The following is a 14,948-nucleotide window of genomic DNA, read 5'->3' as shown; positions in this document are numbered from 1 at the left end:
TCCCACACCCGGAAGGCCCAACCAAAACTACAAATTCACCATCTTCAATTTCAAAAGAAGCACCCTGTACTGCAACAACATCAGGGTCATAAACCTTACGCACGTTATCAAGCCTGACACTTGCCATCTTTACCTGTTCTTTTGAATGTCTTCGTTACCAAGGAATGCGCACAAGATAAGACCAGAGAAACATAAACGCAGCTTTTTTGGCTGGCAAGGCAAGCATATCGATCAAAGGAGGTGCTTGAACGTTCAACCGACCATAACCTCGGGTTAAATGTTGTGATAGCAAGTTATTACTACCAATTAATTAATTATGCTGGTTCGACATAACTCCTTAATAATTTGTATTTATCATAATTAGATCCGTTATTAATTTTGAGCGTATATACTTACACATAGGAAGTATACTCACAACAAAAAAAGCGTATTCTGGCTTTTATGTCCTACAACAAAGGCAAAACCACCATCTACGATGTAGCTGCCCGGGCGGGTGTTGCTATCTCTACTGTATCCCGCGTGCTGAACAAATCCAACGATGTTTCAGACGCAACACGTGACAAGGTGCTCCGCGCTATTTCCGATTTGCAGTTTCGCCCACATAGAACCGCAAAAATCCTTGCCCAAAAGCAATCCGACTCACTTGTCATTGCGCTGCCTTCTTTTACAACACCGTATCACAATAGCGTACTGAAAGGTGTGCGAAGCCGTATCCGCGAAGAGGAGCTTGATCTCATTCTGTTCGACCTTGGTTCAGAGGATCCCAAAGCCAAGTTGTTAGACTTCCTTGGCCGGGGTGCTGTTGAGGGTTTGATCCTCGTGCTCCACGTAGATGACGAGTTGGTTGAAGAACTGGTAACACTGCGTGCGCCTGTCATTTTACTGGGTGAAGATTACGAACAGTTTGACTGTTACTACTGGGATGAAGCCGCAGGCGCCAAGAAGGCAACCACCCACTTGATTGAACAAGGGCACACCAACATTGGCCTGATCATGTCTCAGTTCGACCCTGACCAGGTTTTAGAGACACGCGCAAGTGGCTACCACGCAGCAATGGAAGCCGCCGGCCTAAAAGTGAATCCTAAATTCATCCAGCACGGGACAACCGAGAAACACGCCGGCATCAGCGAAGAATCCGGCTACGAAGCCATGGAATCGTTGATGGCCATGGACGAGGATATCACTGCTGTGCTGGCCCTTAGCGATGCGCAGGCCATTGGCGCCTGGAGTGCCGTACGCAATGCAGGCCGACAAGTACCAGAAGATGTTGCCGTTGTAGGATATGGGGATATCAAAACCAGTCGTTATATTGGACTCTCCTCTGTTGATCTGAAACTGCAGGAAATTGGCCATAAAGCGACGGATGTAATGATTAACCGCCTCTCCAACCGCGTCAGGCAGGAGCCACCGCAGAGCACGCTTATTGTCCCGGAGCTTCAGATCAGGCGTTCCAGCCTTTTAAAACGGGGATAACAAGTACTTCCACCCCAACCATCTGATTTGTAGCGAATGGACCGTACGCTTGTAGAAGCTCAACTGGACCACACCATTGCGTCCACCAATTTCACGTTTACTGGCAATCTATACCGCGGCAAAGTACGCGACACCTACCAGCAACCCAACAGGCTCATCCTTGTAGCTTCTGATCGAATCTCAGCCTTTGATCATGTTCTACGGCAAACCATCCCGTTTAAGGGACAGGTGTTGAACAGGCTTGCCGCTTATTTCTTTGAGCATACCGCCGACCTCGTTCAGAATCATGTAGTGGAGGTGCCTGATGCAAATATTACCGTAGCGCGCCTTTGCAAACCTTTCCCGATAGAGTTTGTCGTCCGGGGTTACCTGGCCGGCCACGCGTGGCGCGAATACAAAGCAGGTAAACGTATCCTTTGTGGAAAGCCGATGCCTGATGGGCTACTGCAGAACAGTGCTTTCCCCACCCCAATCCTGACGCCAGCGACCAAAGCTGAAGAAGGCCACGATGAAGATATCTCGCGTAAAGAAATCATCGCCCGCGGCTTGCTCCCGGAAGACACCTTCAACCAGCTTGAGTCCATTGCCCTTGCCCTGTTCGAACGCGGCACAAACATGGCCCAAAAGCGCGGACTTATCCTGGTAGACACCAAATATGAATTTGGGCTCGACAGCGCCGGCGAAATCTGCTTGATCGACGAGGTACATACCCCAGACTCTTCCCGCTATTTCTACGCAAACACCTATGCAGAGCTGCTTTCTTCAAATCAGCCACAGCGACAGCTTTCGAAAGAGTTTGTACGCGAATGGTTGATGGACCACGGATTTCAAGGCAAGGAAGGTCAAGTGCTTCCGGACCTACCAGACGCCTTCCGGATTGATATTGCCAGCCGCTATATCGAATTGTACGAACAAGTAACCGACACGGATTTTATCCCAGACACCAGTAAAGACCCGATGGGCCGCATGGAATCGGTCCTCAGGTCGTTCAGCCAGCAGTAAATGGTAGCCTTCAAGGCAACGGACAACCTGTACAAAGGAAGCATATCACCTCGATCGTCCGAATACCCCAGAGGTAATTCCATACCCCATGTACTTTGTCCTTCTTGCCCTAACTAATGCCGTATTATTACGTAGCAGGAAAAATCTCAAAAGCACTCACCATCTCTAAGATCTAATTTGCCCTGATGCGCCGCATTTTACTCATTGCCAACATTGCCTTCCAGACCCTCCGCGCCAATCCACTTCACACCTTTCTCTCCACCATTGGCCTGGTTGTTGGCGTAGCGGCATTGGTTGCAATCCTTTCTCTGGGTGATGGACTGGAGAAATACGCGCGCAATCAAATTTCAACCACTACAAGCCTGGAAGGCATTTCTGTATCCCCGCGGACAAAAGAACGGGTAGATGGCGTGAATCTGGACCGCGAGTCTATCGCCTATTTGCAGGTACGTGATGCAGATGCATTAGCGGCATTGATAAAGAATGAAGCAGACCTCACGCTAAGTAACCCAATCAATGCACGCATTATGCTTCCTGGAGATACGGCAAGGTCAGGCATTTACATGGAAGCAACGATGTCAAGCGCCTTCGATGTATACCGGCACGAATTTGCAGCTGGCCGCGCGTTTACCAGGACAGAAATGGAAACCAATGAGCCGGTTGTAGTGCTTGCCTATAGCGTGGCATCAAGACTTGCAGGAGAACAAGACAGCGTTGATGTTATGTTGGGACGTATTGTATTAATCGATGAGCAAGAAGCGGAAGTTATCGGGGTTATGAAAGGCGCTGTGGATGGCGATCCGCTTGTTTTGGGGCCAATCGATTACTGGATTAAGGCCCTTGGAGGAGAAGCGCCATCTCGCCTGCTGGTGCGGGCAAAAGACGTAGCGCAGGTACCACTCCTTAAAGCGCAAATCACAAACTGGCTGGACAACAACGTGGACGCCGGCAGCGCCGGCTTTTCTATCGCTACAAATCAGATGCGCGTGGAGCAGGTCCGACAAGGCATACGGGTCTTTAAACTGGTCATGGGATTCATAACCGGTATATCCGTACTCGTTGGTGGAATTGGCGTAATGAATGTGCTCTTGATTGCCATCACAGAACGCACCCGCGAAATAGGCATCAGAAAAGCTACGGGCGCGCAAAAGAAAGACATCGTCTTTCAGTTTCTAACGGAATCGGTAACCATCTCCCTGGTCGGGAGCGTCTTCGGCTTGCTGCTCGGCCTCGCCACCCTGTTGGTGGCAATTCCTATAATAAAGAATATGGCAGAGGTCCCCTTTGAAATGGCGTTCTCGACAGGATCACTGGGGGTGATCTTTGTGGTTGCCATCGTGGTGGGCATCGGGTTTGGGACTTATCCGGCGTGGCGCGCAGCCAACCTCTCTCCCGTCGATGCGATACGACACGAGTAGGCCTGCGCCTGATTACACTACATGCTTATTGTATTACCCTTTGTAGCGGTATACAATGCGACCTTTTGTGAGATCGTAAGGCGACATCTCAACGTCTACGCGATCTCCAGGGAGGATGCGGATAAAAAACTTGCGCATTTTGCCGGACAGAAGACCAAGGATCACATGACCATTGTCGAGTTGTACGCGGAATTGTGTGTTTGGGAGCGCCTCAGTGACGACACCCTGTTGCTTAATTGGTTCTTGTTTAGCCATAAAAACTGCGCATTGCGCATTGGTTAAAAATACTCAGATGAAATGGGCTGTTCTGCAACGGCTCCGATTTCTAAATAACAAATAAGCTAAACGCAGAAATCATGCCCATGTTCAATATAACCTGAAAGTTATGCAGAATGGCATCCTCTTGTTTCAAAACCTGCCATTTTGACATTCTTTTGCACGTTGGTGCTGCGCAAGGGGCCAACTTGGGCGCGCACATATATCCCCTCAAATGCTTCATCAAATCGTTCCATTTCTTTCACAGGATTGACGCAAAAATTGATGCAGTTTTTTAGTTTAATGGTATAGTACCATCACCTCTAACCCCGTCTACCTTTATGAAGAAAAAAGCATCGCATTGCCTGTACCTTGCGCTCGGCATTCAAGAGTCTGAGCCAGGATTTTCCGTTGTATCAGCTGTGATCGGTGAACTCGGGAAAACACAGAAAATTGGTGCTTCTTTCTGGAAAATTAATTCACGATTTGCTTCAGATGAAGCATTCAAGCAAATCAATGCCAGCATGGTTGACCGGCGCATAGACAGCAGTGCTGCGTTGATGTTACTTGACCCGGCCAACGGCAGCGCAAAGTGGCACCTGCAGCAACCAATGGCGGACCTGATCAACACCTACTGGGACTATCAAAACAATTTGTTTATATCGTTCAGTCTCCAGGATGCCGGCCAAAACCGCCAGGCTTTTTTTGAACGCTTGATGCATCTCGGCATCTGGGCGCCACTCAGTAAAACAATCTGGTACCTCAGTTCTGCTTTTTCCTCAAACGATGCGTTCCATTATCTGGTGAGCGCACTCAAAGGCGGCGAAGGCCTTTCTGTACTGGACAGCAAAGGCAATATTGCCTTTTGGCAAGCTGGACCCGGTGCAAAGCCACAAGACCCGCCTACACAAACACCACTTCAGCAAAAAACAAGCACGGCCAAGAAGAAGCAAAATGAAAAATGATTGTGCCTGATTGATCAGACACTCATCTATGCAAATGGACCGATTTAACACCTCTTCCTGTTATTTAAATATACAGGATGGTCATTTCCTGTAATCAAGATTTCTCAATCATAACTGATTACCATCATGCAACCAACAAAAGAACTCGAACGCGAACTCAAATCAGCTAAACTAAAGCCGCTTGACGTGTCGCTTCAAACCCATGCATTTACTGTTCAAGATGAGCACAAGGTGACAAAATCATTCGATATCTACGTCTGGATATGGGATCCATCAAGTCACGAATGGGTCCAGCAAAACATTGACATTTTGAATACGAATTCCTTTTCAAGTGAAGCTGAACAGAGCATCAATGCAGTATTCAACATCTCGGCTGACTTGAAGGCGGTCAATCACAGCGGCTCTTCGACAATTAAGGGACAGCCTGGCAATTTGGCCTTTGCAATTTTTGATCACTCCAACCATGACATTTCTGGATCTGTCTTCTTTACGCCGCACGGCAACCGCTGGCAATGGGCAGGAGCAAACGAGGAACAGATAGACATCGACTGGAAATGGGATGACGGTTCGCCGAAAATTGAACTACGCGAGAAGAAATAAGAGGTTAAAGTCTCAATTCTATTTGGCGTATCCCGAACGGCGCCATTTTCTGAGTTCGGGATACTTTTTTTGTCTAATGCTTGCACATCCTTAAGTCAATAAGCTGTGGATTTCCAATCAAGTTGGGAATGACTTTACAAAAGATTGGATAAATAAGGCCAGTCCGACCCCAATCAAAATCTATTACACTTTCCGCTGAGGGCGACCTGTAAGCAAGTTTGCTACAATGAAGAACGCCGGCACAAGCATGCTCCAGAGCAGTACTGCTTCGTAATTACCAAGCAGGTCCCGGGCGATACCAATTGGCATAGGCCCAAGGGCTGAGCCAGCAATGGCGATTGTTTGTGCGGTCCCCATGATACTACCAAGGTGCAGCCGCCCAAAATAGTTGGCCCAAAGCACACTCATAATCACCCGATAAAATCCACTGGTTGCCCCAAGCACAACGCCAAATGCAATGACCATCGCAATACTGCCTAATTGAATGGCCAGAAAAAGTGAGGAAGCCATGGCGAGCAGCGCTGTGATCAACAACAATCTGACCGGGACACGATCTGCCAGTATGCCACCGGCGAAATTGACGATAGCCATCGTGATTGAAAGTGGTACAAATACTGAAGCTGCTGTGTTGGCATCGAGGCCCTGGTCGCCGAAGATGCTTACCAGATGAAAAACAAGCCCGGTGCTCAACATCGAAATGGTCCCTGCACTACCAGCAACGACCCAGAAGGCAGGTGTGCGAAAAGCTTCAGCCGGCGTCCAGTTGTCTTCCAGAACAACTTCCGGCTCACCTTCTTCTGCCACAGGCAGCGTCTTCCGGCCATCGGGCAGCAATCCAACTTGTTCTGGCCGATCTCTAAAAAAGAAATAGCCTAGCGGCGCCATCCCTAAAATCAGTATCAAGCCTAAAAGGATGTAGGTGCTCCGCCAGCCGATGTCTTGTATGATGTAATTCACAGCAACTGGAAAGAGACCAAGACCCAGCAGCGAGACACAGACCCCTGAAATACCCATCAGCATACCGCGCCGGCTGATCCACCACTGGTTAATCACATTCATGCTAACCAGCCCAAGGCTCCCCTGCCCCAGGAGCCGGATGGCAAGAAAACCCATCCCCAACATCACTGCGTTTTGTACCCAGCCGAGGTAGAGACATGCGCTACCAAACAAAACGCTGACGACAAGCACCACGCGTCGCGCACCGTGGCGATCAATTAGCCTCCCCACAAACGGTAGCGCAAAGCTGCCTCCCAGTGTAGCACCGGTGTACATCGAACTGATCACACTTCGGCTAATCTCTAACTCAGCGATAAAGTACTCGATAAAAATCGAGACAATATAGGTCTGGCCTGGCGAGGTCATGATCATCCCCAGGGTTGCGACAAAGGCGATGACCCAGCCATAGTATACCGGCGACTTCTTGATGAGCCAGTTTGTCATGCACACAATTTGCTTTATAAATAAAAAAAGCGCTGGAAACGATTCCAGCGCAGTTATTTCACCTCAGGCTTTCCCTTGCCCATTACCCATTCTTTTTTTCCATCCGAATAGTGTTCTTTCTTCCAGATGGGCACTTGTATTTTTAGCTGATCTATCAAGAACCTACACGCTTCAAACGCATCACCCCTATGTGGGGTGGCAATGCCAATAACCACACTTGCTTCTGCGACAGGCACAATACCCAGCCGATGTAAGAGGCACCCTCTGACAACGGGCCACTTTCCGATTGCTTCATCAAGCAGTGCCTGCATTTCCTGAATCGCCATCATTTCATAACACTCGTAACTCAACTCAACCGTCTCTTTTGCCGTTTCACCACTGCCTGTCCATTGGCGCGTGGTGCCGGAAAATATGTCTACGCCACCAGCCCTGGGATGGTAGAGAAAATTGGAAACAGCTGCAAGGTCGAGCCTTTCGTGAGTTAAAGCTACCCAGGTCCGGTCGTCTTTCTTCGCGTGTGTAGGCAGCGGGGAAGAATCCAACCAATCACCCTCCACTAACCGGTGTGATCAATGCCACTTCATCGCCAGCTTCAAGCACAACATCATCTTTTACATAACTCGCATTTACAGCGAGCCGGACCACTTGTTGATACGCACAAATCTCTGTGTACTGCTCGCAGAGCTGATCCAGCAGGTCTTTGCCTGTTGCGCCAGGCTCGAGCGACACCTCCAGGGAGGTACGCCCGAGCTTTTCGCGCAGCATACTAAAAAGCAGCACCTGAACAGCGATATGTTCGTTTACAGCCGGCATTACCTAATTGCTGGCTGCTGCTTTTACGGCATCCAGATTAGGCATTTCGCCAGGATTATCCAGTACTTCTGCATAAACGACATTGCCATCTTTGCCAACAACAAACGCCGCGCGTTTTGAAATCCGGTCGAACTTCATGGGCGTAAAGTCTCTGTTAAATTTGGCACCATAAGCAGCGCTAACATCTGCATCGTGGTCACTTAACAATGGGAAAGCAAATCCGTTTGCTTTCTTGAATTCACCAAGGGCAAAAGGTGAATCCGTAGAGATACCAACAACCTGTGTATCTGCGCCGTAATCAGCCAGATCGTTGCTTACGGTATTCAACTCGGTTGTACAAACACTGGTAAAAGCACCGGGGAAAAACAGCAGTACTACATTTTTTCCCTGGTAGTCCGAAAGTTTAAAAAGTTCTTTTTCTTCAGAATACAGCTCGACGCTTGGAGCCGCTTGTCCTACTTGAACTGACATGGATTTTCTACTTTTAGTGTTAACATGGAATGAAATGGTTACAGCCTGATCCGCACACACGACCAGCGGCATAAACCGAGATACTTATCTAAATCGAATGGCGCGAATTGGTTCAATCCTGGATGCAGCGCGCGCCGGAATATAGGCGGCAAGCAGGCACAGTGCAAGCGCAATGGCCCCTACAATGACAAAGTCGAGCGCGTGCAACTCGATCGGGGCCACTTTCATGTAATAAGCCTCTTCAGGTAGCGGTATGATTGCGTATTTCTTCTGCAGCACAGCAAGCACAAGGGCAAGCACCTGTCCGGCAATCATCCCGACGGCACCAATGAGAAGACCCAGCAGCAAAAATAGCCGGCGGAGCATTTTTGGCGAAGCACCCATACTCGACAAAACGCCTACCTCGTGGGTTTTTTCCAGGAGAATCATCAGCAGGGTTCCAATAATATTAAAAGCTCCAACGAGGGTGATTGAGCCAATAATGAGCGGAATGATGCTCTCCTGCAGATTAACCCAGGCAAAGTATTGTCGGAATACCTGAAATACCGTTCGGGCATAGATCGGGTAGCCCATGGCATCTTCAATTTCGCGTGCCGTGCTTGCGGCATCATCTGCGTCTGTGAGCAGCAGATCTAGCCGGGAAGCCTGTTCAGTGTTGTAGCCAAAAAGCGCCCTGGCGACGGCAATGTCTGTATACACGAACAGCTCGTCAAAATTGGCAAACGAGGTCTCGTAGATGCCGGCGATGTAAAACTCTTTCACCTTCGGGCGCACACCAAAAAACGAAGTTGTCCCGCCACTTTGTCGCATGGAATAGGCAGCAACCTCATCCCCCACCTCAAGGCTGAGTAACCGGGCCAACTGGCTCCCAATGACAACACCTGGGTTGCTGTTTTCATTCTCGTCAAAGGAAAAGGCGCCACCAATGAGCTTGTCTGCCAATGCCGGCGGAGGGCGATTTACGCCGCGAAATGAAACGCCATCAATTTCTTCTGAAGTACTGCGCAAAAGTGCAAATTCTTCTACAACAGCGTTGACGTCTATAACATTTGCAAAGCTGTCTAAATCAGCTATAAAACCACTGACCGGTTGGAGGGGAGCATCTTCAAAACTTTCGAGTTGGATGTGGGCACCAAAGCTGATGATCTTCCCTTTGATCTCGTTGCTAAAGCCTCGAACAATAGCAAGCGCCAGCAGCAAGGCCGTAACACCTATGGCTACGCCACCAATGGCCATAAACGTGATGAAGCGAACAAAGCGCTTGCCTTCTTTCCTGCCCTGCGCACGCCACAGGTAACGCAAGGCAACAAAACGTTCAAAATAGGAGATCATAAACGAGCATCATTTGGGTATGGACTCAACCATCTGAGCCCGGTTTAGATCCGAATCAGTAGTGTGGCAGGCTACTAAAAAAGCAGTAAATTCTTCGAACAAGGCGATTTTCAGTCGCTTAAGACAACCCGCATTGCAATAACAGACATAGAAATGAACAATACTTCCCTCGTCATTCCCAAGCCGGTTAACGAACCGGTCCTGAGCTACGCCCCTGGCACGCCGGAGCGCGCCCGCCTGCAAGCAAAATTGGCCGAGCTCAAACAGACCCAACTTGAAATCCCCGCTTTTATTGGCGGGCAGGCTGTATTCACAGGCAACACAGAAACGGTATCGCCGCCCCATGAACACCAGTTTGTGCTTGGCAAGGTGCACAATTGCGGTGCTGTTGAAGTAGAAAAAGCAATCACAGCGTGCCGCGACGCCCGTCGCGAGTGGATGGACATGCCCTGGACAGACCGTGCAGCCATCTTCCTGCGTGCAGCCACCCTGCTCGCCGGCCCATGGCGTGAGACCATCAATGCGGCAACCATGCTGGGCCAGAGCAAGAACCCACACCAGGCAGAAATCGATTCAGCTTGTGAGCTTATCGACTTCCTGCGGTTCAATGCTTACTATATGGCGCAAATCTATGCAGACCAACCCTACTCCCCGTCCGGGATCTGGAATCAGCTCCAGTATCGCCCGTTGGAAGGCTTCGTACTGGCTGTTACGCCTTTCAACTTTACAGCCATCCAGGGCAACCTCTGCGCTGCCCCGGCAATGATGGGCAACACCGTAATCTGGAAGCCCTCAACCACAGCGATCTATTCTGCTTACTACGTCTACAAACTCTTTGAAGCAGCCGGCTTGCCTGCCGGCGTAATCAACATGCTGCCCGGCTTTGGCCCCGACATCGGCGATCCGGCAATGGCTTCTCCAGAATTTGCCGGCCTGCACTTTACAGGCTCTACGCGCACATTCAACAGCATGTGGCAAACCATTGGCAGCCAGATCAACACCTACCGCGCCTATCCCCGGATTGTTGGTGAAACCGGCGGTAAAGACTTTATCCTTGCACACCCAAGCGCCAATGCAGATGAAGTTGCAACAGCTATTGTTAGGGGTGGCTATGAGTATCAGGGACAGAAATGCTCTGCTGCCTCCAGGGTATATGTACCCAAGTCGCTTTGGCCGCGCATCCAGGCTTACACGGTTGCACAGATGGCCGAAATCAAGGTGGGGTCCGTTGAAGACTTCTCTAACTATATGAACGCTGTCATCGACCGGAAATCATTTGACAAGCTATCCGGATACATTGACCGGGCGAAAGCTGATAGCAGCGTTACCGTAGAATATGGCGCAAGCTATGACGATTCAACGGGTTACTTCATCAACCCCACCCTGCTGCGTACTGAAGATCCCATGTATGCAACGATGTGTGAGGAGTTGTTTGGTCCGGTGGTTACCCTGTATGTCTATGATGACGCAAAGTTTGATGAAACTGTCAATCTGGTCAACAACACCTCACCGTATGCGCTCACGGGCTCCATTTTCGCGCGTGACCGCAAGGTTATCCGGCAAACCATGGACAACCTGGTAGACGCCGCCGGCAACTTCTACATTAACGACAAGCCAACGGGCGCGGTGGTCGGGCAGCAGCCGTTTGGCGGGGCACGCGGCTCCGGTACAAACGATAAAGCAGGCTCCTATCTGAACCTCATTCGGTGGGTATCGCCGCGGACGATAAAAGAAAACTTCAGTCCGCCGCGCCATTTCGGATACGACTATTTGAAGTCGGAGTAATTGCAGGCGTACCTTTCGCTATGGGATGCTTGAGCGAAAAGCTGTGAGCCGGTGTGCTAGAAGCGTACACCGGCTCTTTTTATCCTGTTGTATACTTGTGCCAGCCATCGCCCCACCGCCTGTTGCTCCTACCCAAACCCTTTTCTCTGTCCGGGAAATATGGCACACCAGTTACAAACGCATAATGAACTAAAGGCATTAGTCTCACTGCTGGATGATCCAGACCGCACGGTCCAGACCATGGTCCAGGGCAGGCTAAAAGAACTTGGCCGGCGGGCGCTTCCTTTTTTGCAGGAAGCGCAGAACGAAGCAGATAACGAGATGCGCCTGCGCCTCGGCCAGGTCATGCAAGACCTGCACTTCTCCGAGATCGAGCAGCATTGGAAAAGCATTATGCGGATGCCCAATGCCGAACTAGAGCACGGCGCCTTCCTGCTGGCCCTGCACAGATTCCCAAAACTTAGTATTCGGGCCTATCAGGCAAAACTGGATGCGATGGCAGAACGCATACGCCCGAAAGTTGAAGCAGCAACGGGCGTTGGCAAAGCTTTCGTATTGAGCACATACGTTTGCAATGACCTCGGCTTCAGGGGCAACAATGAGTATTACTCAGATCCGAACAACAGCTATATCAACTGTGTGATTGATTCCCGGCGCGGCATTCCCGTCACGCTCTGCGCGGTGTTTATCTTACTGGGCCAGCGACTTGGCCTGCCCATATTCGGAGTTAATATGCCGGCGCATTTCCTGGCGAAATACAAAGACAGCCGGCATGAAGTGTTCTTCGATATTTTTAATGGCGGGAACCCCATCATGAAAGAGCAATGTATACAATTCCTGTTGAAGGCTGGTATCAAGCCCCAGGCAAAGTATTTTCAGTCTGCCAACGGACAGACCATCTTGCTCAGAATGATTTGCAACCTGCTTGCCGTTTCTCAGAACGAAAAGCAGTCACGCTTTATTCAGGAACTGGGTATATTGATGGAGCCTTGGCGGACCAACACCAATATCACCTGATCACTCCTTGAATACTGTTTCTGAAACGCAAACAACATTCAAACACCTCCGGCACCTCGATACGCCGTCCTTTCATCGTGCCTTTACGGGCTGGTTTGCCCGCCCGCTTGCAACGTGTCTGATGCCTGTAATGGTTACGACCCTTTTTATGGCGTTGCAGGAGCAACTCATTTCCGACTTTCTTAAAACCGGCACCGCTATTGCTGTATGTTGTGCAGCTGCGTGGACCCTGCTCCAGATGGCAAGAACGCCGGCAATCGTTTCTTTTCGTAATGAACGCGTGCTAATAAAGTCCTTTTTGGAAGCCTCTTTCCCAAAAAGGTCTAACAAATGGCATTATGTCATTGATGTTGAAGTCTCTCGTCCTAAAAACGAACCGCTGGTGACTGCAGTCACGTATGGGCACACAGCTTTCGAGTTCAAACAGCCCGATTGGGAGGAATTCCAGTCATTGACTACGCACTTACAACAAGCCAGGCAGCACTACGAGCACGTTGTGCAACTGCGCAGGGATTAAGCGACACTGCATAAGAGCCGGCAGATTGCCGTATTAAAGCAAGCCAATCGCCCTTCTCTCTCGGGCACGGTTGTAGTTCTTTTTATGCTAGTAATAATGCGTCAAAAGATTACAGGCGCACGGACGACACATCCGCTTTACGGCACCTCTTTTTTAGTAAAATGGAGATTAAGTATCTATAAAGATAGCATTTGCTTTCCGGGATATACCCCATGCGCGAAGACTCATGCATGAGTTGGATTGCTGCAATCACGTTTCATTTTTTCTGCAGCTGGTCGCTGTTTCTAAATACGCCCAGTGCTCATTAAGGTGCGTCCCGATACAGCCTTTCATCCACAGCTTTCAGCCCGTGTTTGCCAACACATAATGCCGTGCTGTTAATGATCAATCACAATTTATACAATTTAGTTGGCCTCCAACGATGACTAGACAACAAATCATAGACGCTGCTGAACAAATCAATAATGCCATTGATTCTGCAGGCATCTCTAACCTGATTGGCACTACCCGCGACCGCTTAACGTTGCAGGATTATCTGAAAGCCTTTAAAGAATACAACATCCTTGCGGAGCAATTCAGCGAAGGCGCCCTCTTCCTGGAAAAAGAACTTGGCTTCTCGTTACTACGCGATCCTGATCCGTGGATCGAAATGTCTAAACAAGGAGGCATTGAGGGAGACAATCCACTTAGCAATGTCAAAGGCATTGTAGAAACACTTGCTTCGATTTCAAATCTGCTGAGCAAAAATCAGGTAAACAAAGATCACTACGAGAACAAAGAAGTGCTTTCACTGATTTTGTTTGAGGAAGAAAACAAACCGCTCTCCTCTCCAAGACGGATCAGCGAGTCGCTTGAGAGCATCGAATTACTCTACGAAGCTTGTGCCCGTATGCAGGGCGTTGCCTTTGATGATGTGGAAGTGATTTCGTGTGACTCCGGCAGTGACAAATTGTTTGACTTTGTGGGGTCAACAGCCGTTGTAGGCGCTGTAAAAGAATTGATTCTCTCTATTTGGGAGCGCGTGATTTTCTACCGCAACAGAAAACTCCAGGAACGGATCTCATTGCTCACCCATTCGCTACCGGTGCTAGACAATGTGACAGAACTGGAAATGAACGGTTCACTTTCTGCAGATGATGGAGAGTTAACCCGCAATGCTATCGTGAATGGCGTTACCAAGTTCTTGTCCAGCGGCTCTATGATCAAAGAAATCAGGGAGCGTACAACGTTCGATGAGCGCAGCCTGATGGCGCCCGAGCCTATGCAAGTTTCGGCCATTCCAACAAATGGTCAAACGCAGCCGGCACAGCCGGCTGAACCTGCCCCTGTGGCTGCTCCTACACCAGCCGTTGAAGTTTTTTCACAAGCCGAGTTCCACGAGGTCAACAACGGCAGTCCTGCACCGGCAGCAAACGGCGAGGAAGACCTCTCCTGGGATGGCATCCTTGAAGACGACCTCAAAACCCTGCGCGAGTTAATCGACAAAACAAAGCGTACGGAAGACGAATAACCGATTTCATATATACGCATTAAAAAAGGGACCATCTGTTTTGCAGTGGTCCCTTTTTTAATGCAGAAAGCTATCTTATCAATTGGGCTGATTAGACAAGACCTTGACCACAGCAAGTGCCTCTTTAAGTGAGGCCCCCGTTTCAGTACGGTACTGCCTGATGGCTTGCATGGTCTCTATTTCTCCTCCTGCACGCGCATGGTCCACAACATCTTCACTCGCAAGCGAAACCAGTTGCAGGATGCGGGTACGCGTCAAGGGAGCATCTTTTTCAGATCCCAGGAAAACGTCGAAAAGTCCCATGTGCCTTACACAGTTATGAGTAGTACAGTAACCTTTACGGTTATAAC

17 protein-coding genes are annotated in these 14,948 nt (G+C 49.5%); 9 read left to right on the top strand and 8 right to left on the bottom strand.

All coding sequences use genetic code 11. From position 1 onward, the window contains the following. Nucleotides 1-127 (bottom strand): sn-glycerol-3-phosphate ABC transporter ATP-binding protein UgpC (gene ugpC / locus AAF564_20210; GenBank protein ID MEM8487886.1); only part of this gene is annotated, 127 nt, incomplete at its 3' end. A 314-nt stretch (nt 128-441) separates the two neighbouring features. Between ugpC and AAF564_20205 the strand changes: the two genes are divergently transcribed. The 3 genes from AAF564_20205 (at nt 442) to AAF564_20195 (ending at nt 3,893) form a co-directional block, all read left to right on the top strand. Continuing rightward, nucleotides 442-1,473, top strand: coding sequence for a LacI family DNA-binding transcriptional regulator (locus tag AAF564_20205; GenBank protein MEM8487885.1), 1,032 nt, complete (start codon nt 442-444; stop codon nt 1,471-1,473). 36 nt (nt 1,474-1,509) lie between these two features. Then, a complete protein-coding gene (locus AAF564_20200; protein ID MEM8487884.1) occupies nt 1,510-2,475 on the top strand; it encodes a phosphoribosylaminoimidazolesuccinocarboxamide synthase in 966 nt (321 codons plus the stop codon). A gap of 185 nt (nt 2,476-2,660) precedes the next feature. Beyond that, complete coding sequence (locus tag AAF564_20195; protein MEM8487883.1) at nt 2,661-3,893, top strand: ABC transporter permease; 1,233 nt, start codon at nt 2,661-2,663, stop codon at nt 3,891-3,893. Between the two features lie 33 nt (nt 3,894-3,926). Here the strand turns inward: AAF564_20195 and infA are convergent, their stop codons facing one another. After that, nucleotides 3,927-4,148, bottom strand: coding sequence for a translation initiation factor IF-1 (gene infA, locus AAF564_20190; GenBank protein ID MEM8487882.1), 222 nt, complete (start codon nt 4,146-4,148; stop codon nt 3,927-3,929). 341 nt (nt 4,149-4,489) lie between these two features. On the opposite strand from infA, the gene AAF564_20185 reads away from it, so the two are divergent. Both AAF564_20185 and AAF564_20180 read left to right on the top strand, forming a co-directional pair. Continuing rightward, on the top strand, nt 4,490-5,113 hold the full coding sequence (locus AAF564_20185) for a hypothetical protein (GenBank protein ID MEM8487881.1): 624 nt from the start codon (nt 4,490-4,492) through the stop codon (nt 5,111-5,113). Between the two features lie 126 nt (nt 5,114-5,239). Further along, nucleotides 5,240-5,713, top strand: a complete 474-nt coding sequence (locus AAF564_20180) for a hypothetical protein (protein ID MEM8487880.1) — start codon at nt 5,240-5,242, stop codon at nt 5,711-5,713. 183 nt (nt 5,714-5,896) lie between these two features. On the opposite strand, the gene AAF564_20175 is transcribed toward AAF564_20180, so the two are convergent. The 5 genes from AAF564_20175 to AAF564_20155 form a co-directional block, all read right to left on the bottom strand. Continuing rightward, nucleotides 5,897-7,153 (bottom strand): MFS transporter, encoded by a 1,257-nt coding sequence (locus AAF564_20175; protein ID MEM8487879.1) that lies wholly within the window; start codon nt 7,151-7,153, stop codon nt 5,897-5,899. A 53-nt stretch (nt 7,154-7,206) separates the two neighbouring features. Next, nucleotides 7,207-7,695, bottom strand: coding sequence for a molybdenum cofactor biosynthesis protein MoaE (locus tag AAF564_20170; GenBank protein ID MEM8487878.1), 489 nt, complete (start codon nt 7,693-7,695; stop codon nt 7,207-7,209). A gap of 4 nt (nt 7,696-7,699) precedes the next feature. Beyond that, nucleotides 7,700-7,966 (bottom strand): MoaD/ThiS family protein, encoded by a 267-nt coding sequence (locus tag AAF564_20165; GenBank protein ID MEM8487877.1) that lies wholly within the window; start codon nt 7,964-7,966, stop codon nt 7,700-7,702. A gap of 3 nt (nt 7,967-7,969) precedes the next feature. Beyond that, nucleotides 7,970-8,437 (bottom strand): peroxiredoxin, encoded by a 468-nt coding sequence (locus AAF564_20160; GenBank protein MEM8487876.1) that lies wholly within the window; start codon nt 8,435-8,437, stop codon nt 7,970-7,972. Between the two features lie 84 nt (nt 8,438-8,521). Beyond that, nucleotides 8,522-9,769 carry an ABC transporter permease gene (locus AAF564_20155; protein ID MEM8487875.1) on the bottom strand — a complete coding sequence of 416 codons (1,248 nt, stop codon included), beginning with the start codon at nt 9,767-9,769 and terminating at the stop codon, nt 8,522-8,524. A 153-nt stretch (nt 9,770-9,922) separates the two neighbouring features. Between AAF564_20155 and pruA the strand changes: the two genes are divergently transcribed. The 4 genes from pruA to AAF564_20135 all read left to right on the top strand — a co-directional run bounded on the left by pruA (nt 9,923) and on the right by AAF564_20135 (nt 14,598). After that, nucleotides 9,923-11,554, top strand: coding sequence for an L-glutamate gamma-semialdehyde dehydrogenase (pruA, locus tag AAF564_20150; protein ID MEM8487874.1), 1,632 nt, complete (start codon nt 9,923-9,925; stop codon nt 11,552-11,554). A 159-nt stretch (nt 11,555-11,713) separates the two neighbouring features. After that, entirely contained in the window at nt 11,714-12,571 is an 858-nt protein-coding gene (locus AAF564_20145) for a transglutaminase-like domain-containing protein (GenBank protein ID MEM8487873.1), read from the top strand. Nucleotides 12,572-12,578: 7 nt separating this feature from the next. Next, nucleotides 12,579-13,088: a hypothetical protein gene (locus tag AAF564_20140; GenBank protein MEM8487872.1), complete on the top strand. Its 510-nt coding sequence runs from the start codon at nt 12,579-12,581 to the stop codon at nt 13,086-13,088. Nucleotides 13,089-13,509: 421 nt separating this feature from the next. Further along, on the top strand, nt 13,510-14,598 hold the full coding sequence (locus AAF564_20135) for a hypothetical protein (GenBank protein MEM8487871.1): 1,089 nt from the start codon (nt 13,510-13,512) through the stop codon (nt 14,596-14,598). Between the two features lie 78 nt (nt 14,599-14,676). On the opposite strand, the gene AAF564_20130 is transcribed toward AAF564_20135, so the two are convergent. After that, nucleotides 14,677-14,901 (bottom strand): hypothetical protein, encoded by a 225-nt coding sequence (locus AAF564_20130; GenBank protein ID MEM8487870.1) that lies wholly within the window; start codon nt 14,899-14,901, stop codon nt 14,677-14,679. Nucleotides 14,902-14,948: the final 47 nt, after the last annotated feature.

The sequence above is a fragment of the Bacteroidota bacterium genome (assembly GCA_039111535.1).
GTDB lineage: Bacteria > Bacteroidota > Rhodothermia > Rhodothermales > JAHQVL01 > JBCCIM01.
Note: the sequence above shows the minus strand (reverse complement) of the source record. Positions and strands in the feature narration are given on the sequence as shown.

What these genes read in the sequence shown, in the direction of transcription:
- AAF564_20205 (MEM8487885.1), top strand. Translation starts at nt 442, where the DNA reads ATGTCCTACAACAAAGGCAAAACCACCATCTACGATGTAGCTGCCCGG.
- AAF564_20200 (MEM8487884.1), top strand. Translation starts at nt 1,510, where the DNA reads ATGGACCGTACGCTTGTAGAAGCTCAACTGGACCACACCATTGCGTCC.
- AAF564_20195 (MEM8487883.1), top strand. Translation starts at nt 2,661, where the DNA reads ATGCGCCGCATTTTACTCATTGCCAACATTGCCTTCCAGACCCTCCGC.
- infA (MEM8487882.1), bottom strand. Translation starts at nt 4,148, where the DNA reads ATGGCTAAACAAGAACCAATTAAGCAACAGGGTGTCGTCACTGAGGCG.
- AAF564_20185 (MEM8487881.1), top strand. Translation starts at nt 4,490, where the DNA reads ATGAAGAAAAAAGCATCGCATTGCCTGTACCTTGCGCTCGGCATTCAA.
- AAF564_20180 (MEM8487880.1), top strand. Translation starts at nt 5,240, where the DNA reads ATGCAACCAACAAAAGAACTCGAACGCGAACTCAAATCAGCTAAACTA.
- AAF564_20175 (MEM8487879.1), bottom strand. Translation starts at nt 7,153, where the DNA reads ATGACAAACTGGCTCATCAAGAAGTCGCCGGTATACTATGGCTGGGTC.
- AAF564_20165 (MEM8487877.1), bottom strand. Translation starts at nt 7,966, where the DNA reads ATGCCGGCTGTAAACGAACATATCGCTGTTCAGGTGCTGCTTTTTAGT.
- AAF564_20160 (MEM8487876.1), bottom strand. Translation starts at nt 8,437, where the DNA reads ATGTCAGTTCAAGTAGGACAAGCGGCTCCAAGCGTCGAGCTGTATTCT.
- AAF564_20155 (MEM8487875.1), bottom strand. Translation starts at nt 9,769, where the DNA reads ATGATCTCCTATTTTGAACGTTTTGTTGCCTTGCGTTACCTGTGGCGT.
- pruA (MEM8487874.1), top strand. Translation starts at nt 9,923, where the DNA reads ATGAACAATACTTCCCTCGTCATTCCCAAGCCGGTTAACGAACCGGTC.
- AAF564_20145 (MEM8487873.1), top strand. Translation starts at nt 11,714, where the DNA reads ATGGCACACCAGTTACAAACGCATAATGAACTAAAGGCATTAGTCTCA.
- AAF564_20135 (MEM8487871.1), top strand. Translation starts at nt 13,510, where the DNA reads ATGACTAGACAACAAATCATAGACGCTGCTGAACAAATCAATAATGCC.
- AAF564_20130 (MEM8487870.1), bottom strand. Translation starts at nt 14,901, where the DNA reads ATGGGACTTTTCGACGTTTTCCTGGGATCTGAAAAAGATGCTCCCTTG.